Source organism: Roseovarius sp. CAU 1744 (genome assembly GCF_039839345.1).
In the GTDB taxonomy this organism is placed as follows: Bacteria; Pseudomonadota; Alphaproteobacteria; order Rhodobacterales; family Rhodobacteraceae; genus Roseovarius.
The window spans coordinates 706,876-726,651 of record NZ_JBDOQV010000001.1 but is presented as its reverse complement, the minus strand read 5'-3'; the positions used below and the strand labels follow the sequence as shown (position 1 = coordinate 726,651).

The 19,776-nt window shown below is 61.7% G+C and carries 19 protein-coding genes and 2 tRNA genes; 15 read left to right on the top strand and 6 right to left on the bottom strand.

Features of this window, described 5'->3' with window-relative positions; translation table 11 throughout:
- The first annotated feature begins 18 nt into the window (after nt 1-18).
- From AAFO92_RS03585 to AAFO92_RS03555, 7 genes are all read left to right on the top strand, one after another.
- Nucleotides 19-1,983, top strand: a complete 1,965-nt coding sequence (locus AAFO92_RS03585) for a DNA/RNA helicase domain-containing protein (protein ID WP_347533273.1) — start codon at nt 19-21, stop codon at nt 1,981-1,983.
- Between the two features lie 424 nt (nt 1,984-2,407).
- Nucleotides 2,408-3,784 carry a site-specific DNA-methyltransferase gene (locus AAFO92_RS03580; RefSeq protein ID WP_347533272.1) on the top strand — a complete coding sequence of 459 codons (1,377 nt, stop codon included), beginning with the start codon at nt 2,408-2,410 and terminating at the stop codon, nt 3,782-3,784.
- Complete coding sequence (locus AAFO92_RS03575) at nt 3,781-4,164, top strand: DUF5681 domain-containing protein (RefSeq protein WP_347533271.1); 384 nt, start codon at nt 3,781-3,783, stop codon at nt 4,162-4,164. Before AAFO92_RS03580 ends, AAFO92_RS03575 begins: the two co-directional genes overlap by 4 nt.
- The gene (locus AAFO92_RS03570; protein WP_347533270.1) at nt 4,157-4,546 is read left to right on the top strand and encodes a DUF5681 domain-containing protein; all 390 of its coding nucleotides are present in this window, start codon (nt 4,157-4,159) and stop codon (nt 4,544-4,546) included. Before AAFO92_RS03575 ends, AAFO92_RS03570 begins: the two co-directional genes overlap by 8 nt.
- Nucleotides 4,547-4,669: 123 nt before the next feature.
- Nucleotides 4,670-4,915, top strand: a complete 246-nt coding sequence (locus tag AAFO92_RS03565) for a DUF3489 domain-containing protein (protein WP_347533269.1) — start codon at nt 4,670-4,672, stop codon at nt 4,913-4,915.
- A complete protein-coding gene (locus AAFO92_RS03560) occupies nt 4,912-5,316 on the top strand; it encodes a DUF2924 domain-containing protein (protein ID WP_347533268.1) in 405 nt (134 codons plus the stop codon). Before AAFO92_RS03565 ends, AAFO92_RS03560 begins: the two co-directional genes overlap by 4 nt.
- Before the next feature lie 2 nt (nt 5,317-5,318).
- A complete protein-coding gene (locus AAFO92_RS03555; protein WP_347533358.1) occupies nt 5,319-7,013 on the top strand; it encodes a recombinase family protein in 1,695 nt (564 codons plus the stop codon).
- A gap of 350 nt (nt 7,014-7,363) precedes the next feature.
- Here the strand turns inward: AAFO92_RS03555 and AAFO92_RS03550 are convergent.
- A tRNA-Ser gene (locus tag AAFO92_RS03550) sits at nt 7,364-7,453 on the bottom strand.
- 145 nt (nt 7,454-7,598) lie between these two features.
- Nucleotides 7,599-8,696 carry a redox-regulated ATPase YchF gene (ychF, locus tag AAFO92_RS03545; protein ID WP_347533267.1) on the bottom strand — a complete coding sequence of 366 codons (1,098 nt, stop codon included), beginning with the start codon at nt 8,694-8,696 and terminating at the stop codon, nt 7,599-7,601.
- A gap of 121 nt (nt 8,697-8,817) precedes the next feature.
- Here ychF and trpA point away from each other — a divergent pair, with 121 nt between their 5' ends.
- Complete coding sequence (trpA, locus tag AAFO92_RS03540; RefSeq protein WP_347533266.1) at nt 8,818-9,609, top strand: tryptophan synthase subunit alpha; 792 nt, start codon at nt 8,818-8,820, stop codon at nt 9,607-9,609.
- 5 nt (nt 9,610-9,614) lie between these two features.
- On the opposite strand, the gene AAFO92_RS03535 is transcribed toward trpA, so the two are convergent.
- Nucleotides 9,615-10,049 carry a MaoC family dehydratase gene (locus AAFO92_RS03535; protein ID WP_347533265.1) on the bottom strand — a complete coding sequence of 145 codons (435 nt, stop codon included), beginning with the start codon at nt 10,047-10,049 and terminating at the stop codon, nt 9,615-9,617.
- A 109-nt stretch (nt 10,050-10,158) separates the two neighbouring features.
- On the opposite strand from AAFO92_RS03535, the gene AAFO92_RS03530 reads away from it, so the two are divergent.
- From AAFO92_RS03530 to AAFO92_RS03500, 7 genes are all read left to right on the top strand, one after another.
- On the top strand, nt 10,159-11,322 hold the full coding sequence (locus AAFO92_RS03530; RefSeq protein ID WP_347533264.1) for an alpha-hydroxy acid oxidase: 1,164 nt from the start codon (nt 10,159-10,161) through the stop codon (nt 11,320-11,322).
- 193 nt (nt 11,323-11,515) lie between these two features.
- Nucleotides 11,516-12,232, top strand: coding sequence for a DNA helicase (locus AAFO92_RS03525; RefSeq protein WP_347533263.1), 717 nt, complete (start codon nt 11,516-11,518; stop codon nt 12,230-12,232).
- Between the two features lie 115 nt (nt 12,233-12,347).
- Complete coding sequence (locus AAFO92_RS03520; RefSeq protein WP_347533262.1) at nt 12,348-13,040, top strand: 50S ribosomal protein L25/general stress protein Ctc; 693 nt, start codon at nt 12,348-12,350, stop codon at nt 13,038-13,040.
- 138 nt (nt 13,041-13,178) lie between these two features.
- Complete coding sequence (gene pth / locus AAFO92_RS03515) at nt 13,179-13,877, top strand: aminoacyl-tRNA hydrolase (RefSeq protein ID WP_347533261.1); 699 nt, start codon at nt 13,179-13,181, stop codon at nt 13,875-13,877.
- Nucleotides 13,878-13,988: 111 nt separating this feature from the next.
- Nucleotides 13,989-15,161 carry a serine hydrolase gene (locus tag AAFO92_RS03510; RefSeq protein WP_347533260.1) on the top strand — a complete coding sequence of 391 codons (1,173 nt, stop codon included), beginning with the start codon at nt 13,989-13,991 and terminating at the stop codon, nt 15,159-15,161.
- A gap of 23 nt (nt 15,162-15,184) precedes the next feature.
- Entirely contained in the window at nt 15,185-15,559 is a 375-nt protein-coding gene (locus tag AAFO92_RS03505; protein ID WP_347533259.1) for a DUF2237 domain-containing protein, read from the top strand.
- Between the two features lie 664 nt (nt 15,560-16,223).
- A complete protein-coding gene (locus AAFO92_RS03500; RefSeq protein ID WP_347533258.1) occupies nt 16,224-16,400 on the top strand; it encodes a hypothetical protein in 177 nt (58 codons plus the stop codon).
- Nucleotides 16,401-16,541: 141 nt separating this feature from the next.
- Here the strand turns inward: AAFO92_RS03500 and AAFO92_RS03495 are convergent, their stop codons facing one another.
- The 3 genes from AAFO92_RS03495 to trpB all read right to left on the bottom strand — a co-directional run bounded on the left by AAFO92_RS03495 (nt 16,542) and on the right by trpB (nt 19,771).
- Nucleotides 16,542-17,684, bottom strand: coding sequence for a slipin family protein (locus tag AAFO92_RS03495; protein ID WP_347533257.1), 1,143 nt, complete (start codon nt 17,682-17,684; stop codon nt 16,542-16,544).
- Nucleotides 17,685-18,096: 412 nt separating this feature from the next.
- Nucleotides 18,097-18,169, bottom strand: a tRNA-Lys gene (locus AAFO92_RS03490).
- A gap of 372 nt (nt 18,170-18,541) precedes the next feature.
- Nucleotides 18,542-19,771: a tryptophan synthase subunit beta gene (gene trpB / locus AAFO92_RS03485; RefSeq protein ID WP_347533256.1), complete on the bottom strand. Its 1,230-nt coding sequence runs from the start codon at nt 19,769-19,771 to the stop codon at nt 18,542-18,544.
- Between the last annotated feature and the right edge of the window lie 5 nt (nt 19,772-19,776).

Below are 19,776 nucleotides of genomic sequence, written 5' to 3'. Positions count from 1 at the left end.
TGGCCTTGGTGTGTGCGCATGATTGAGATTGTTGGTGCGAATGAAGGCCAAGAATTCGAGGCGGCAGTTCATCTCCGTAAACTCATTCTCGCCGTTTGGCCCGACCTCAGCCAGCATCCGGATGACCATGTTAAGTTATTCGTGAGTCTAAAGCTCTATGGTCAGAAGTACGAGGACATCGATGTTTTTGTGGTTGGCCACTTCGCTGAACCACGAGAATTCGACGTCGAACTGAAATTCTATCCACGAGATAGCGAACCTATCCTCCCAAAACGAGCCTATATCCGTAGCTTCGCCTTGGCTGTCGAGGTCAAGTCGCATGACGCAACTGGCGTTCGCTTCGATGACAAACTCGTCTCAGTAAAATACCCGCGTGGTTGGGAGTGTGTGACCGAAAAGGCCTTCAAGCAGGTATTCGAACTGAAAAGTTATCTAGTGCGGGCGGGGCTCCCGAACCCTTATGTGCAAGACCTTATCTTCATGTCCGGTTTGCGCGAAACCGATCTCCCTGTGCGCCCACACAACTGCTTCGGGATAGATGCCAGTTTCGAGAAAATTCTCAATATCGTCGGTCAAGTATCCCAGCCGGCTGTGAAGAACCGATTCGTTACGATTAGTTTCGGCAGTGACGAGAACTTTCGTGCAATATTATCGCCACAGGCAACGGTTCTAAAGACTTTGGAGCCAACGGCGCTTGATCGCAAGCGGATGGATCGGATTGTGAAATCCGCTCTGCCAGACGAGTGGCTTGACGACCTTAACAAGAAGCAAATCGTCATACGCGGACGCGGCGGCGTGGGAAAGACCGTTATCCTGCTCCAGATGGCGTACCGCGCTTTCGACAATGCCGGAATGCGATCACTAGTGCTCACCTACAACAAGGCACTTGTCGCTGACATGCGGCGCACCATGGCGCTTCTTGGTGTCCCTCGCCATCTCTCGAAAGGCGGTATCGGAATTGAGACTGTCCACGCATTCCTAGGGCGCCTCATGCGGGAACTCGGGATTATCGGGAGCGAGGACGACTTCCTCGCCAACTACGAGAAGCATAAGCAGGGGTTGCTCGATTATCTCCGTAGCGGCGCGGTATCGAAGGTCGATCTCAAGAACCTCATCGAAGAGAACGCCGACGAGTTCGCATGGGACGTTATCTTTGTTGATGAGGGCCAGGACTGGCCTTCAAACGAAATCGAGATACTGCGCACTGTTTTCCGACCCGAGCAGATCGTTGTCGCGGATGGTGTAGACCAATATGTTCGCGACTCTGTCGCCGATTGGGACGCTGGTCTTTCGCGTGACCTTCTTCGGCCGCGCCGGCTAAGACGATGCCTGCGGATGAAGGCCAACTTGGCGCACTTCGTTGCCGATTGCGCTGGCGCGTTGGGGCTTGAGAACTGGGACTTGGAGCCAAATCCCGATGCCAATGGCGGTCGCGTAATAATTGTTGAGGGAGAGATGGCGGGCAACACCGTGATCTACGAACGCCTCAAGGAAGAGGCCGCCGAACTCGGCAACTATCCAGTCGATCTTCTTGCCTGTGTTCCGCCAACGCTCGTTGTTCATGAGGAAGATCAAACCTATGCGATCCCAGGGCGAGCGATCCAGAAGGCTGGGGGACTTGTGTGGGACGCCTCTTCAACAGATGTCAGAGAGAACTACCCGACAGAGCGAGATGCTTTGCGCATCGTTCAGTATGATTCTTGCCGTGGCCTAGAGGGCTGGACTGTCATCAACTATGCATTTGACGATTTTTACGACTACAAGCTGAAACAGTGGCTGTCATCGCCGCCGGACCTTGGCGGTTTGTTTGACACCAAAGAAGACCTGGCCGCCGAATTTGCTGCGCAATGGGTCATGATACCCATCACACGCGCTATGGATACGCTTGTCATCAACTTATCCAAGCGGTCATCTCGCTTGAAGGATGCCCTTCGGCAAGTTCACGAGCGCCGTAGTGACTTCGTCGAATGGTTAGAGCTTTGAGACGATCTTGTGGAGGCTGTGATTGTTGCCACTATGCTTCCTGTAGTTCTCGACAGCAAATATAGTCCAGTTCGAGCCCCCGATTTGAACCTACCGCCCAGACCTATTCGCCTGGGAACACAAAGTGAACACTTCAGATTCTGTATAAGCCATTCATAAGTTTGGAATTTTTTCCTTGCGTTTGATCGATCACAACCCCATCTCTTTTTTCACCCGCTGTTCAGAGCCAGATTTGGCATCTAAACGACGGGTCGAACGGCAGCGACAGCACCGTTCGCAGATCAGGTCACCCTGATCCTACGTGAGCGACCCAGAGGGTCCTGCTTACGCATCAACGGAGAAACCGCGGTGTCTAGCACCGCACGAAAGTTTCGAAGGAGCCTTCCGGCTGTCCGGCGGGCGTGGTGCATGAGGAGGACCTATTGTGCCGAATGCGAAGACCGGGGCCCAGAGCCCGACCTTGCCGGACGCGCTCCGGCTGAAGATCACCTACCGCAAGGTGGCGGATCTCAAACCCTATGCCGGGAATGCCCGGACCCATTCCGACAAACAGATCGACCAGATCGCGACTTCGATCCGGCAGTTCAACTTCGTGAACCCGGTTCTGATCGATGGCGCCGGCGGCATCGTCGCCGGCCACGGCCGCGTCGCCGCGGCCCGCAAGCTCGGATACGACGAAGTGCCCGTCATCGAACTGGCACATCTGAGCGACGCTGAACGGCGGGCCTACATCATCGCCGACAATCGCCTGGCCGAGCTGGCGGGCTGGGATCGCGAGATCCTCGCAATCGAGCTGCAGGCGCTATCCGAGATGGACCTCGACTTCGATCTGGAGATCACCGGCTTCGAGACGGCCGAGATCGACCTGCTGCTGGATGACGACGATGCTGGCGATCGCGACCCCGCGGACGTCGTCCCGGAGGTCGTCGCGGGTCCTGCAATCACCCGGCCCGGGGATATCTGGCAGCTTGGGCGCCACAAGCTGATCTGCGGCGATGCGCTGGATCCAGACACCTATCGGCGCCTCATGGGCGACGATCGCGCCCGCGCGGTCTTCACCGATCCGCCCTACAACGTGAAGATCGACGGCCATGTCTGCGGCTCCGGCAAGGTGAAGCATCGCGAGTTTGCCATGGCCACGGGCGAGATGGGCAAGCCCGGCTTCACCAGCTTCCTGCGCGACGCGCTTGCCGCCATGGCCGAGGTCAGCTGCGATGGCGCGATCCACTTCGTCTGCATGGACTGGCGCCACATGGATGAACTCAGCGCGGCGGGGTCCGAAGTCTATTCCGAGCTCAAGAACCTGGTCGTCTGGGCCAAGACCAATGGCGGCATGGGCACCTTCTACCGCTCCCGCCACGAACTGGTCTTCGTCTACAAGGTCGGCACCGCAAAGCACCTGAACACCTTCGGCCTCGGCGAGACCGGCCGCTATCGGACGAATGTCTGGGACTATCCCGGCGTCAACAGCTTCGGCGGCAACCAGGAGGACCTGGCGCTGCATCCGACCGTGAAGCCTGTCGCGCTGGTGGCGGATGCCATCCGCGACGTGACCCGGCGCAGCGACATCGTGCTCGACGGCTTCGGCGGATCAGGCACCACGCTGATCGCGGCCGACCGCACGGGCCGTGTGGCCCGCCTCATTGAACTCGACCCCCTCTACTGCGATGTGATCTGCCGGCGCTACGAGGCTCAGACGGGGCAGCCGGCACGGCTTGCGGACACGGACCAGACCTTCGCCGATGTGGCCCTCGGCCGCGCAGCCGAGGCTGACACCACGATTGTGGAGGCCGCCGAATGACAAACGACGAACCCCCCGGTGTCGGCTACATGAACCCGCCCCAGCATACCCGGTTCACGAAGGGCAAGTCCGGCAATCCTCGTGGCCGCCCGCGCAAACAGGAAGACCTGAACACTTTTCTGCATCGGGTCCTCAACCGCAAGGTCCGGACCAAGGACGACGACCAGACGATGCCGATCCGCGATGCGCTGATGTGGAAGCTCCGCGATCTGGCGCTGCAAGGCGACAAACAAGCCATCGCTCTGCAGCAGCGCATCATCGATGAAGCCGGTATCGCCGATCCCGATGCCTATTCGCCGGAAGATAAGACACGGCAGATTCTCCGCAACATCAGGCGGATGGAGAAAAAAGCGGCTCGGAAGGACCCTCCCCATGAGTGAAGACGACAAGATCGGCTACGCCAATCCACCAAGATCGACACGCTGGCAGAAAGGTCAGTCCGGCAATCCCAAGGGGCGACCCAGGTCCCAGTCCGAGATCGTTAGGGATGCCGCAAAGATCCTCATCCAGCCTGTGGAAGCCCGCGGGCCGGATGGACGTACGATCCGGCTGGAGGCCATCGAAGCCGCCTATCTCGCGCTCTGTCGGAAAGGTCTCAAGGGGCACAAACCGTCACTGCTGGAAGCGATCCGCATCATGATGGATGTCGGCCCGGCTGTGGCGGCAATAGAAGACGAGCAGAAGAACAAACGGCGTGAAATCGTCGAAAGGCTGGAGCGCATGGGCGTGCCAATTTCAAAAGACCCGGAGTTGCGCAAATAGCGCCCTTCTGGACTGGACTTCGCGCGCGATCGGAGCGTCACTGTTCCCAAGCCCGGTCGGACCCCGGGCGCATCTCGGTACCAGGGCCAGCAACCCGCCGGCCCGGAGAACCGAGGAACAACCATGTCCAAATCCACATTGACACCCCCGCGCGAGACCAAGACCGCGATCCTGCGCAAACTGTTGAGCCGCAAGGCCGGCGCCGATCTCGCCGCCCTGCAATCCGCCACCGGCTGGCAGCCCCATTCCGTCCGGGCGGCGCTCAGCGGCCTCCGGAAGGCCGGATACAGGATCGACCGCGTGGACCCTGCCAAGCCCGACAGCGGCGCGGTCTACCGCATCACCAGCGGCCCGGAGAGCGCGACATGAAGCTCTCCCTTACCGAGATCGAAACCATGGACCGGGCGGCGCTGAGCGCCGCCTGGGACGCGGTCTTCGGCAGCCCCGTCCCGAAGCGCCTCAGCAGCCCCTTCCTGCGCCGGTACCTGTCCTTCGAGATACAGGCCCGGGAACTTGGCGGACTGCCGAGGGGCTTTGTCGGCAAGATGCAGAGGGCGGTCCGCGACAACCCTGGCACCAGTAGCCCTGCGCTTAAGCCCGGCGGCCGCCTGATCCGCGAGTGGAACGGCGTGACCCATGTGGTCGATGTGGTCGAGGGTGGCTTCGTCTGGAAGGGTCAGCGTTATGCGTCGCTTTCGCCGATCGCCCGGGCCATTACCGGGGCGAGGTGGTCCGGGCCGCGCTTCTTCGGCCTGAAGGGCGCGCATTGACCATGATCAAACCCCGTATCCAATGCGCCATCTACACCCGCAAATCCTCTGACGAGGGGCTCGACCAGGACTTCAACTCGCTCGACGCGCAAGCCGAGGCCTGTGCCGCCTACATCGCCAGCCAGCGGCACCAGGGCTGGGTTGCTAGCAAGACCCGTTACGATGACGGCGGCATATCCGGCGGGACGCTCGAGAGGCCTGGCTTGCAGCGTCTTCTCGCCGACATCGACGCAGGTCTCGTGCAGATGGTCGTGGTCTACAAGATCGACCGCCTGACCCGCTCTTTGGCCGACTTCGCCAAGCTGGTCGAGCGATTCGATGCCTCCGGCTGTTCCTTCGTCTCGGTCACCCAGGCCTTCAACACGGCCTCGTCCATGGGACGGCTGACCCTCAATGTGCTCCTGTCCTTCGCCCAGTTCGAGCGCGAGGTTACGGCCGAACGGATCCGGGACAAGATCGCGGCCTCCAAGAAGAAGGGGTTCTGGATGGGCGGCGTGCCGCCCTTGGGCTACGATCCGCATCCGGACCCGAAGACCCGCGGTCTCGTCGTCAACGCCGACGAAGCGGAAACAGTGCGGACGATCTTTGCCCTCTACGACGACCTCGGCTGCCTGAACGCCGTGATGCGCCGGGCCAACGCTCTGGGCCTGCGCTCCAAGCTGCACCGCTTCCGCTCCGGGCGCGTTCAGGGCGGCAATCCGTTCTCGCGCGGCCAGATCTACGCACTGCTGCGCAACCCCATCTACATCGGCAAGATCCGCCACAAGACCCGGGTCTGGGATGGGCAGCACGCGTCAATCGTGGTCGAGGCCCTGTGGGACCAGGTCCAGTCCAAGCTCCAGGCCGCCAGCGCGCGCCCGCGTGGCCGTAAGGGTCCTGCGGACCGTCCCAGCGCGACCCGCGTCGCTCCGCTGAAGGGAAAGCTGCGCGATGACACCGGCGACCGGCTGACCCCGACCTACACCCGGCGGCACGGACGGCAGATTCGGTACTACATCTCGAACCGGCTCATCTCCGGCGGCACGGATCCCGGCGGATGGCGGCTGCCGGCTCCGGCGCTGGAGCAGACCGTGGCGGACGTCATCAGTCGGCACCTCGTCGCGCTCGCCCGCGACCACCGGATCTGCGTGGAGGCGGATCTGCAGCAGGGCGACGCCGTCAAGGACAGAGTGCGCCGCATCGCCGATCGGCTCACAGACGGCACGCCCCATCTGCTCGCCGGTCTTCTGTTTGAGGGGTGCATTGGCAAGCACCGCATCGTCCTCTCGCTCCAGGCCAAAACGCTCGCCGAAATACTCGATCTCTATCCGGACGCGATCGATCCGTCAGCCCTCTCGATCGAGGCCCCCTTCGCCCTGCGCCGTCGGGGCGTGGAAGGCAAGATCATCGTCGGCGACCGCGCGCCGCATCCCGATCGCACGCTGCTGCGCGCCCTCTCCCAGGCCCATGCCTGGGTGGCCGATCTGCGCGGAGGCAAACCCCTCGGCGAGATCGCCGCCGCAACACGGCATTCGGAATCCTACATCCGCACCCGGGCGCAACTGGCCTACCTCGCGCCCGCGATCCAGTCCGCCTTCCTCGAGGGGCGACAGCCGGCCGACCTGACCCTCGAACGGATCATCCGCAAACCGGTGCCGCTGGACTGGGACGCGCAGGCCAGGTTGTACGGTTTCGAGCCCAACGCAGGGTATCCCTGATCTGCGCGCGGCGTTCCCTGTTCCCGCGTTAAACTTCCCTGATACTCGCGAAAAGATCCCTGTTATTTCGCGTAGGGAATTTGCCTGTAAGTCACTGATAATGTTCGCGGATTCAGGGTCTGAATCGGGGTTAAACGCCGAATTCCGGAGAAATTCCCTGCAAATTCCCTGTTAGCAGGGAAATCCGGGCCCAACCGAAGCGCGTGATGGTGCCTTCGGAGACGACGCCGGGAAATCGGACTGATACAGGGATGGGTGGTCGTCTCTCTCGCGGATGGCCCCCGCCAACCCCACGGAAAAACGGGAGGAAACAGGGAAGAAACGACTGCGCTGACAGAGACAGGGGTGGGTGGCGGAGACGATGGGATTCGAACCCACGAGACCCTTTCGGGCCTACTCCCTTAGCAGGGGAGCGCCTTCGACCACTCGGCCACGTCTCCGCCGACCCGTTTAATTGGACGGGCGGGCGTGAACAAGACCTCATTTCAGATTTTTTCCGACCGGTCCGGCCGGGCTGCGGGGCGCCGTCCCCGCGCGCCCTGACGAGGGCGGGCCTGCCCGTCCGAGGCAGGGCGCACCCCTTGATCAGGTGTTGAACAGGAAATGCAGCACGTCGCCGTCCCTGACGATATATGCCTTTCCCTCGGCACGCATCTTGCCGGCTTCCTTCGCCGCCTGCTCGCCGCCAAGATCCACGAAATCGTCATAGGCAATCGTCTCGGCCCGGATGAACCCCTTTTCAAAATCGCCGTGGATCACCCCGGCGGCTTTGGGTGCCGATGTTCCCACGCGGATCGTCCAGGCCCGGGCCTCCTTCGGGCCCACGGTGAAATAGGTTTCCAAGTGCAACAGCTCATAGCCCGCGCGGATCAACCGGTCGAGCCCGGCCTCGCTCAGGCCCATCTCTTCCAGGAACATCGCGGCCTCGTCCGGCTCAAGCTGGCTGATCTCTTCCTCGATCTGGGCCGAAATCACAACGCTGGCCGCGACCTGCTGGGCGGCCATCGCGGCCACGCGGCCGGAGAATTCATTGCCCTCCGCGGCACTCGCCTCATCCACGTTGCAGACATAGAGAATGGGTTTCGTCGTCAGCAGTTGCAGCCCCTTCCAGGCTTTCGCGTCCTCGGCATCTACGTCGACGCTGCGCGCGGGCTTCCCGGCCTCTAGCGCGGCCATCGCGGCCTTGAGCAGGCGCTCCTGCTGCACCGCTTCCTTGTCGCCGCCGCGAACCTTGCGGACGATGTTCTGCAGACGCTTTTCGATACTCTCCATGTCGGCCAGCATCAGCTCGGTCTCGATCGTCTCGGCATCCGCCACCGGATCGACGCGACCCTCGACATGGGTCACGTCACCATCCTCGAAACAGCGCAGCACGTGGGCGATGGCGTCGACCTCGCGGATATTGGCCAGGAACTGGTTGCCCAGCCCCTCGCCCTTGCTTGCCCCTTTGACCAGGCCGGCAATATCGACGAAGGTCATGCGCGCCGGAATGACCTGTTTCGACCTGGCGATCGACGCCAGCCTGTCCAGCCGCGCATCGGGCACGGCGACGTCACCCACATTGGGCTCGATCGTACAGAACGGAAAATTCGCCGCCTGTGCCGCCGCGGTCCGGGTCAGCGCGTTGAACAACGTCGATTTGCCGACATTCGGCAGGCCCACGATTCCCATTTTGAAGCCCATCACCGGCCCTCCTGCAAAGAATTGCGCGCATCTACGGTGCTGGACCCAGCAAGGTCAAGCAGGCCATTGATTTCCGCCCGCGTTTCCGCCAAACCCAGGGCGTTAATCCAAGGATACCCGCATGACCCGCATCGACGCCAAATTCGCAGAACTGAAAGCCGCCGGAAAGAAGGCTTTTGTCTCCTATGTCATGGCCGGTGACCCGGATTACGACACCGCGCTTGAGATCGTCAAAGGCCTGCCCGGCGCCGGTGTGGACGTGATCGAACTGGGCCTGCCCTTCACCGATCCGATGGCCGATGGTCCAACGATCCAGCTGGCAGGGCAACGCGCGCTCGAAGCGGGGATGACGCTGGAACGGACGCTGGAGATGGCGCGCGAATTCCGCAAGGAGGACGACACGACGCCGATCGTGCTGATGGGCTATTACAACCCGATCTACAATCGCGGGGTCGACAGTTTCCTGGCCGATGCCACGGCGGCGGGCATCGACGGGCTGATCGTCGTCGACCTGCCCCCCGAGGAAGATGACGAGCTGTGCATTCCCGCCAACAAGGCCGGGTTGAACTTCGTCCGGCTGGCGACCCCCACCACCGATGACAAGCGCCTGCCCAAGGTACTGCAGAACACCAGCGGCTTCGTCTATTATGTCTCGATCACCGGGATCACCGGCGCCGCCGAGGCCGAGGCAGGCGACGTGGGCCCCGAGGTGGCCCGGATCAAGGCGGCTACCGACCTGCCGGTGATCGTGGGGTTCGGCATCAACACGCCGGAAAAATCCCGCGCCATCGCCAGCGTCGCCGACGGCGCCGTGGTCGGCAGCGCCATCGTCAGCCAGATCGCGGATGGCAAATCAGCAAGCGATGTGCTGGCCTTCGTGAAATCCCTGGCGGACGGCGCGCATTCTGCCTAGCGCCGTTATCGCCGCCGCAGAATATGAGTTATGAGATAGCTCATCACCACCGTGTCATCCTGATTGAGAACCTCGTATCCGATGACCGCCCTGCCCCGGTCGGGGCGCGACCCGGACGGCGTAACCGATTGTACCTTACCGCGCGCCCTCAGCGTGTCGCCGGGGCGAACAGGCGCGCGCCAGCGCAATTCGTCCATGCCCGGGGACCCCATGGACGCCTCGTTCCAGATGTCAGCCTCAAGCGTCAGGACGAAGGCGGTCAGCATGGTGTGGAACCCGCTGGCAATGAGCCCGCCATAGGGCGACGCCCTTGCAGCTTCGTCATCCAGGTGAAATGGTTGTGGATCCCAGTTGCGGGCAAAGCCGATGATGGCGTCCCGGTCCAAGGTTCGCGATCCCGTCTCGAATTCATAACCGACCGTTAAATCGTCCAGAAACATGCGGCTTCCTCTTGCGACAGTTTGCATCACTTTAGCTGCCGGATTTTTGATTGCACAGCTTCGATAGAATTGGTAAACAAATATAACCAATTTAAGCAATAGGCACGCTATGCCCGTCATCACCTGCATCGACGACCTGAAACGCATCTACGCGCGCCGCACGCCGCGGATGTTCTATGACTATTGCGAATCCGGCAGTTGGACCGAGCAGACCTTTCGCGAGAATACCAGCGATTTCAGCGAGATCCTGCTACGCCAGCGCGTCGCCATCGACATGTCGAACCGCAGCACCGCCACACAGATGATCGGGCAGGATGTGGCGATGCCCGTGGCGCTGGCCCCGGTCGGGCTGACGGGGATGCAATGCGCCGATGGCGAAATCAAGGCGGCGCGGGCAGCGGAAAAATTCGGCGTGCCCTACACGCTTTCGACCATGTCGATCTGTTCGATCGAGGATGTGGCCGCGCACACCACCAAACCCTTCTGGATGCAGGTCTATACGCTCAAGGATGACGATTTCATGCAGCGGCTGTTTGACCGGGCCAAGGCAGCCAACTGCTCGGCGGCGGTGATCACCGTGGATCTGCAGGTGCTGGGGCAGCGGCACAAGGATCTGAAGAACGGCCTTTCCGCCCCGCCCAAGCTGACCGCGAAATCCGTCGCCAACATGATGACCAAGGTACATTGGGGCCTTGGGATGCTGGGCACCAAGCGGCGGTTTTTCGGCAATATCGTGGGTCATGCCAAGGGGGTCAGCGACCCTTCGTCGCTCAGCACCTGGACGGCCGAGGCCTTTGACGAGGCGCTGGATTGGGACCGTATCCGCGAATTCCGCAGGATGTGGGACGGGCCGCTTATCATCAAGGGCATTATTGATCCGCGCGACGCGCGCGAGGCGCTGAACGTCGGCGCCGACGCGATCATCGTGTCGAACCACGGCGGGCGGCAGCTCGACGGTGCGCTGTCGGCGATCCGCGCCCTGCCCCAGATCATGGACGCGGTGGGAGACAAGATCGAAGTGCATCTTGATAGCGGCATACGCTCGGGGCAGGATGTGCTCAAGGCCGTGGCGATGGGCGCCAAGGGCACGTATATCGGCCGCGCCTTCGTCTATGGCCTGGGGGCGATGGGCGAGGCCGGTGTGACCAAGGCGCTGGAAATCATCCACAGGGAATTGGATGTCTCGATGGCCTTTTGCGGGCACCGCGACATCGCCAAAGTGGATCGCGATATCCTGATGGTCCCGAATGATTTTTCGAGCAGGTGGATGTGATCCCGCCAAGCTTGCTGCAACCGCGTTGACACGGCCAACGCGACGCCCCTATTTTCAACCTCAGGCACGGCCCGCGCCTCCCCCCTCCTGATGGGAAAGCAACCGACATGCGGGGCTTAGCAAGTTTTGGACCCACTGACAGGGCTTCCGCATAAGGAGGGATTGCGACACCGCCCCATTGGAGGTTCCAAGAATGCGTTTTTCCGCACCCATCTACCGCTTGAAACGCCAGGCCAAAGCCATTTCCCGCAAGAAAAATGTACCGCTCAACGTCGCGCTGGACAGTATCGCACGCAGCGAAGGATACAGGAGTTGGAGTCAGCTTGCCGCACAGGAGAAGTTGCGCAGCCCAGCCGAAGAAGTTCTGTCGGCCCTGGCGCCGGGCGAGATGCTGCTTCTGGCCGCGCGCCCCGGCCACGGCAAGACAGCGCTAGCCATCGAGATCGCGGCCGCCGCCGCTGAACAAAGAAACGCATATATCTATTCGCTCGATTACAACCGCTCAGACATCGACCAGCAGATCAAATCCTTTGCCAGACCTGGAGAACCAAACCGGGATCGCCTGGTAATTGATACATCCGACGGAATCTGCGCTGACTATATCATCGAAGACCTCAAGGATGCGCCAGCGGGCTCGATTGTTGTGATCGACTACCTGCAGATTCTCGACCAGCAGCGCAATCACCCGACGCTCCAGGAACAATTGAGTACCCTCGCGGGCTTCGCCAGTGGCAACAAACTCATCGTCATCCTGATCTCGCAGATCGACCGCCAGTTCGACCTGTCAGGACGGAACCTGCCGGAACTCGCGGATGTAAGATTGCCGAACCCGGTCAGGTTGTCGCTTTTCGACAAGTACTGCTTCTTGCACGAAGGACAAATGCAACTGCATCAGGCCGCCGCCCCATAAGATATCGAAAGGGCAAGAATCCTCTTTCCAAAGCTACTGATCCGGTCTATAGCGCAGCCTTCACGCGGGGGCTACAGCCTTGGAGGAGCCCCGCCCTAACTTATGGAGAATTATCATGGCTGGAGAAATTCCTGATCTTCACGCCCAGGAACGCACGGGGACGGGCAAGGGCGCCGCTCGTGCTGCACGCCGCGAAGGCATGGTTCCGGGAATCGTTTTTGGCGGTGACGTTGATCCGCTGCCGATCAATGTACCCTTCAACAAGCTGCTCAAATCGCTCAAGGCCGGGCGGTTCAAGTCGACGCTCTTCAACCTCAAGGTTGACGGTCATGACGACGTGCGCGTGATCTGCCGCGACGTGCAGCGCGACGTGGTCAAGGATCTGCCGACGCACCTGGACCTGATGCGCCTGCGCCGCACCACCAAGATCAACCTCTTTATCCCGGTTGAATTCATCAACGAAGAAGACTGCCCTGCCCTGCGCAAAGGCGGTGTTCTGACGGTGATCCGCAACGAGGTCGAGCTGATCGTGACCGCCGGCGACATCCCCGAGAAGCTGACGGTTGACCTGACCAAGCTCGGAGATATCGGCGACACCATCACCATCTCGGATGTCGAGATCCCCGAAGGCGCCAAGCTGACGATTACCGACCGCGACTTCGTGATCTGTAACGCGGCGGCGCCGTCGGCTCTGAAATCCGACGCGGATGACGAAGAAGAGACCGATGCAGATGAAGTGCCAACCGTTGGTGACGAGGACGCCGAAGGCGCCGAAGCCGAGGGCGCGGCCGAGGGCGGCGAAGAGTAACCTGCTCGCCTCACTGCCTGAGATGACAGAACGCGGCCCTCACCGGGGTCGCGTTTTTCGTGGCAACGGCCCCCATGGACATTGATCTCGGAACACGGCCCGCGTAGACCACGACAAGAAACAAACAGGGCAAACCCGATGCAACTGATTGTCGGCCTGGGCAATCCCGGCGCAAAGTATCTGAAAAACCGCCACAATATCGGCTTCATGGCGGTGGACAGGATTGCCGAAGATCATGGTTTCGGCCCCTGGAAATCCAAGTTCCAGGGCCAGATCGCCGAAGGGATGCTGGGCCGTGAAAAAGTGCTGCTGCTCAAGCCCGAGACCTTCATGAACCTCAGCGGGCAATCGGTGGGTGCGGCGATGCGGTTCTACAAACTGACACCCGGGGATGTCACCGTCATCCATGACGAAATTGATCTTGCGCCGGGCAAGCTCCGCGTCAAGCAGGGCGGGGGACATGCGGGCCATAACGGGCTGCGCTCGCTTCATCAGCATATTGGCGACGGTTATCAGCGCGTCCGGCTGGGTGTCGGCCATCCCGGCCGCAAGGAACTGGTGCCGCACTATGTGCTTCAGGATTTCGCCAAGGCCGATGCGGATTGGCTGGACGATCTGCTGCGCGGCATCAGCGACGGCGCGGCCCACCGGGCCGAAGGGGCAAATGACAGTTTTCAGAAGGGGGGGGCGCACCGCGTTGCGCCGGCACGGTCGTCAACGACACAAGCCAGTCCGCAAGCGGCCGATACGGCACCTGCGAAATCCGCCGCCGGGCCCAGGCCGGAACCCGAAGACACCCGCAGCCCGATGCAGCGCCTGATCGACAAGTTCCGCTAGGGCCGCGCCGGGATGGCGACGGCCGTTCGGTTTGGCCCGCGCCCGGATCGTTGGGCTTGCGGCGCCGCCTGAGCAATGGTCTTGTGAGCCCTGTAGCAGAGGGCAGTGTTCATGCGACATGTATGGAAACGGCTGGGACGGGTGGGCCTGGCGCTTGTGCTGGCGGTCATCGCCGTAGGACTGTGGAAGCGCGAGGAGATCACCCGGTTGCTCGCGGTACGGTCGCTCTTTGCCGAAGAGCGGATCATCGGAAATTTCTCGAACATGGACCGCGCCTTTCTGACCCGTGCGATTTCGCGTGGCGACGGACCGGTATCCCCCCTGCCAACCGGCGATCCCGTCACGCTGCCCGAAACCACGGATCGCTGGATGAGGGAACGTGCCGTTACCTCGCTGCTGGTGCTCGATGGCGGCGCAATCGTACATGAAAGCTATCACCTGGGCACCAGCCGCAATGATCGCCGCATCGGCTGGTCCATTGCCAAGAGTTTCCTGTCGGCGCTGTTCGGGATCGTGATGGCCGATGGGGCAATCGCCTCGCTCGATGATCCCGTCACGAAATATGCACCGGAACTGACAGGCAGCGCCTATGACGGGGCCACGATCCGCAACGTGCTGCAGATGGCCAGCGGGGTGACCTTCGACGAGGATTATCTGGATTACAACTCCGACATCAACAAGATGGGCCGGATTCTGGCGCTTGGCGGGTCCATGGACGGGTTCGCCGCCGGGCTGCGCGATCGATCTGCCCCACCGGGTGAGACTTGGAAATACGTCTCGATCGACACCCATGTGATTGCCATGGTGATCCGCGGTGCGACCGGGCGCGACCTGCCCGATTTGCTGGCCGAGAAGATCATCGCGCCCCTCGGGCTGGAATCGCAGTCCTTTTACCTGACCGACGGGCGCGGCGTTGCCTTTGCCCTGGGCGGGATCAACATGACCACACGAGATTATGGGCGTTTCGGCCAGATGATCGCGCAGGGTGGCCATTGGCAGGGTCGGCAGATCGTCCCCGGTGACTGGATCGCCGCATCGACCATTGCCAGCGCCCCCACAGAACCGGGGCAGCTGGGCTATGGCTACCAGTGGTGGATCCCCAAGGGCGCCGGCGATGGCGTGTTCATGGCCCGCGGGATTTACGGGCAATACATCTATATCGACCAGCCGCGCGATGTGGTGATCGTGGTCACCGCCGCCGATCGGCAGTTTCGCGAACCGGGCGTGAATGATCAGAATGTCGCGATGTTCCATGCAATTGCCCAGGCGGTGCAGGCGGACTAGACTGACGTTCAGGGAGGCGCGCCATGATCACCAAGGATCCTGCAATCAATGTTCTGGGCCACGTGCTTGAACCCTGCTCGGATAATCCGGTCACCGGCTTCTTTCGTGACGGACATTGCAACACGTGCGCCGAGGACCGCGGCAGTCACACGGTCTGCGCCCTGATGACGGCCGAGTTCCTGGCCTATTCCAAATATGTCGGAAACGATCTCAGCACCCCGCATCCAGAATTCGGCTTTCCGGGATTGAAGCCCGGTGACCAATGGTGCCTGTGCGCCGCCCGCTTTCTTCAGGCGCATGACGAAGGCTGTGCGCCGCAGGTCCGGCTGGAGGCGACCCATGAACGCGCGCTTGAGATCGTTCCGCTGCACATCCTGCAACTGCACGCCCCTGCGTGATGCCGCCCCGACCCCTGGCGGTTGATTCTTCGACAGCATGAAACGCTGCCGAAGCGCGCTTTTTTCCGACCGGAATGGCTGCAGAATCCCGGCGGAACACCGCGAAGAAGGCGAAGAACAGATATTTTCCAGAACGAGAACGATCGCACATAATGCCCGCATGACCGGGCAGTTATCCCAAATTCAGGACATTTTCAGGCAGGGTCGGAAACACGGCAGGGGTTTTTCAGTGCGTTTCGCACCACTTTCCCGGGATTGTTGCAAAACCATAGACACTCCGGAAGTCCGGTTTTAAGCCGCTTCGCGACTCATCCCGAAAAAGGGACTGGTAATGTTTAAATTTAGTCGCAATGTTGGGTTATCGAAGTAAAGCGACAGAAAGCAAATGCGAAAAGTTGTTTCCGGAAGGGTAACGAGTGAGCGTGAAAGTATCGGTATGAAAGTTTTGTTCACGCATTTGTTTTCTGTTCGCGACTTCTGCGAAACGGTCCTGGGCTTTTGTTTCAGCCCTGTGCCTTGTGTGGTTGCCGAAAGGCAATGTGTAGGTGGTGAACCCTGGTTGGAGTATGGAACCAGGAAAATCTAAGCGCAGTCCGTAACGGTAAGCGGTTCGGGACATCGTTCGTTAGGAGATGGTGGGAAATCCTGACAGGAGTTTTGTTTGATGAGTGAAGGTATTGTTGGACCGCGATTGGCTGCGGCGTCGCCGTTCGGGTGGCGTGAAATCGAAGGCCGGCCCCGGCCCGGAATCGAAGAGACTGTGGATCAGGAGATCTACAAAGTAATGGTCGCGCAACGCCGTGAGACCAACCGGCGGAATCTGCCCGACCTGGAAGAGTAACGAGTGACCTTGTTAATATGCAGCGAATGCCCGGCCCGGAAGCATCCCCCGGGCCGGGCGTTCATATTTTGCCTTGGGCCGTGTCGTGCTGCTGCGCACGGGCCCCGGGCGACATCCCTTTCGGAATAATCGCCCGGAACCTCAGTCGCGCAGCCGCACGATGTCGGTCATCAGGCCCTCGGTCCCGTTGTGGACCGTCAGCCGCTCGACCTTGCCGGCGATGCTTTCCAGCGCCTCCAGCTCTTTCAGCCGCAGCATGACGGGATTTTCCGCCATGACCTTTGCCGTGTTCAGAAGCGAACGGGTTGCGTTCGTCTCTTCGCGCCGGCGGATGACATTGGCCTCGGCCTCTTTCTCGGCCGCGACCACCGAGGTCAGGATCTCCCGCATCTCGCCGGGCAGGATCACGTCTTTCAGCGCGATCTCACCCACTTCGATGCCGATCCCGGCCATCTCGGCCCGGACCGCCGCTGCCGCCTCGGCGTCAACGCTGGTTTTCTCCGCCAGCAGGCGGTCCAGCGTCAGCGCGCCCAGGGTTTTCCGGAACGCCAGTTGCAGCGCCCGGTGCAGCGCCTCGTCAAAGTCGCGCACCGAGGTGACGGCCTTGACCGGATCGGTCACGCGGTAACCCGCGCTCAGGTTGACCCGGATGGTCACCCGGTCCTTGGTCAGGATCTCCTGACCGGTGACCTCATGGGTGCGCAGCCGCAGGTCGACCTGCTTGACCGCCACGTGACGCCCCAGTTTCCAGAACCCGTGGGTTCCGGGCGTCAGGGTTTCACGCAGAACGCCGTCGATGCTGAGCAGGCCCACATGCCCCTCAGCCACCTCGGCAACCGAAAAGCCTGTGGTCAGACCCGCCCGCACCAGCCGGTTGGCCAGTTCGGGCGCGACGGCCAGGGTCTCGCCAATCGCGTGGCGTTCGACCTCCCAGGGGCCCGCGTCGGTCCAGAGGACAACACGCGCCTCGGGCAGAACCACCTCGGCAGGCACCCCGTCGCGCAGGGCAATCAGCACCTCATCGGCACCGGCCCGCAGCTCGGTCAGATGCGCCGCGGCCAAATCGGGCCGTTCCCGGAACAGCGCCCGGTCATAGGGCGAGGTGAAACGGAGACGTCCCAGATCGTGCGCCTCGCGCAGGAGGTTGCGGCTCTTCAGCCGGTGCTCCCCCGCGCCAAGGATGGCCTCGAACCGGCCATTGCGCAGCACCAGAACGCGCTCGCGTTCCGTCACGGTGATCCGCTCATAGCCCATCAGCCGCTCGATCAATGTGATCAGTATCATGTCTCGTCTCCTTTTCATCTCGTCCTATCGTCGTCGCAATGCGATCTCCTTGAGGTTTTTCAGTTGGTTGGGCCGGAATGGCCGCAGGTGTGACGCCCGCACGATGCGGGGCTTTGGAAAGGCGCCGGGGCCGCCCCGCGCCATGATCCCGCGCGGGAGTTGGGCGAGAGGGCCGCCGGGGCCGCCGCGCGCCTTGCAGGGTCGAAACCCCGCGCGGCGGGCAATGGCACGGGCAAACCGTCATCCCCGCTCCGGCACGAAACCAGAGCAGCGGCGGGCTTTTGTCCCTTGGCCGCAAGCAGCCGCGAAACGCCAGGCCGCCCCTGCTGGGGCAACCCCGGAACCCGTTTTGGTACCGCAATCCGCGGCGCGAGGGGAGTCGAACCCCAGATGCTTGCACATCTTTACCGTTCTCAAATGGCAGGGATCGAACCTGCTACACGTCGATTAAGTGTCGATTGCTCTATCCAATTGAGCTACATTTGCATTGGCGTGGAAGGCCAAGCCCTGTCCGTCATGTCACGGCCCTGGCATACGGGGCTGGCAGCGCCGCCCGCACCGGGAGAGTGATCACCTCTGCCCGCTAGGGTCCGATCCGTCCGGTCGGGAGGTGAGTGATAGCGGTAACAAAATGAGTCGCTCAACGACGCGAATGCCTGTCAAAAACACTCGTGATCTATGCGCAACAAAATTGCCCGTTTGCGCAACAAATGAAAAAAGCGCGCCCCTCCGGACGCGCTCTTCAGGCAAATCTGCCCGACTTTCAGCAACAAATTTCCCCGGCTTTGCGCCCACGGGGCTGGCGCGCCGGGGTGGGCGGGCGGGCGGCGTGCCAGCCCCGTGGCCCTGCCCGCCGCTCAGTCGGCCTCTTCCATCTCGAAGCCCAGGTGTTTTGCAACGGTGAAAATGTCCTTGTCACCGCGCCCGCACATGTTCATGCAGATCAGGTGGTCGGCGGGCAGCTTGGGCGCGATCTTCATCACATGGGCCAGCGCGTGGCTCGGCTCCAGCGCCGGGATGATCCCCTCCTGCAGACAGCACAGCTGGAATGCTTCCAGCGCCTCCTTGTCGGTGATCGAGACATATTTGGCGCGGCCGATTTCATGCAGCCAGGAATGTTCCGGGCCGATGCCCGGATAATCCAGCCCGGCAGAGATCGAATACCCTTCGAGGATCTGCCCGTCGTCATCCTGCAGCAGATAGGTCCGGTTGCCGTGCAGCACCCCGGGCCGTCCACCGGTCAAGGACGCGCAATGCTCCATCTTGGCATTCACCCCCTTGCCGCCGGCCTCGACGCCGATGATCTCGACCTCCTTGTCGTCCAGGAAAGGAAAGAACAGCCCCATGGCGTTTGATCCGCCGCCGATGGCAGCGATAATCGTGTCGGGCAGACGGCCCTCGGCGGCCATCATCTGCTCCTTGGCCTCCTTGCCGATGATCGCCTGGAAATCGCGCACCATCGCCGGGTAGGGATGCGGGCCGGCCACGGTGCCGATGCAGTAGAACGTGTCGCGCACATTGGTCACCCAGTCGCGCAGCGCGTCGTTCATCGCGTCCTTGAGCGTCCCGCGGCCCGATGTGACCGGGATCACCTCGGCCCCCAGAAGGCGCATCCGGAACACGTTGGGTTTCTGCCGCTCGACATCATGCGCGCCCATATAGACCACGCATTTCAACCCGAACTTGGCGCAGACCGTCGCCGTCGCCACCCCGTGCTGACCCGCGCCAGTTTCCGCGATGATCCGGGTCTTGCCCATCCGCCGCGCCAAGATGATCTGGCCCAGCACGTTGTTGATCTTGTGCGCGCCGGTATGGTTCAGCTCGTCGCGCTTCAGGTAAATCTTGGCACCGCCCAGATGGTCGGTCAGCCGGTCGGCGAAATAGAGCGGTGACGGACGCCCCACATAATGGGTCCACAGATACTGCATCTCGGCCCAGAAACTGTCATCGGTCTTGGCGTTCTCATATTGCGCTTCCAGTTCCAGGATAAGCGGCATCAGCGTTTCCGACACGAACCGCCCGCCGAAATCGCCGAAACGGCCCTTTTCGTCGGGGCCGGTCATGAAACTGTTGAATAGGTCGTTCATCGCGT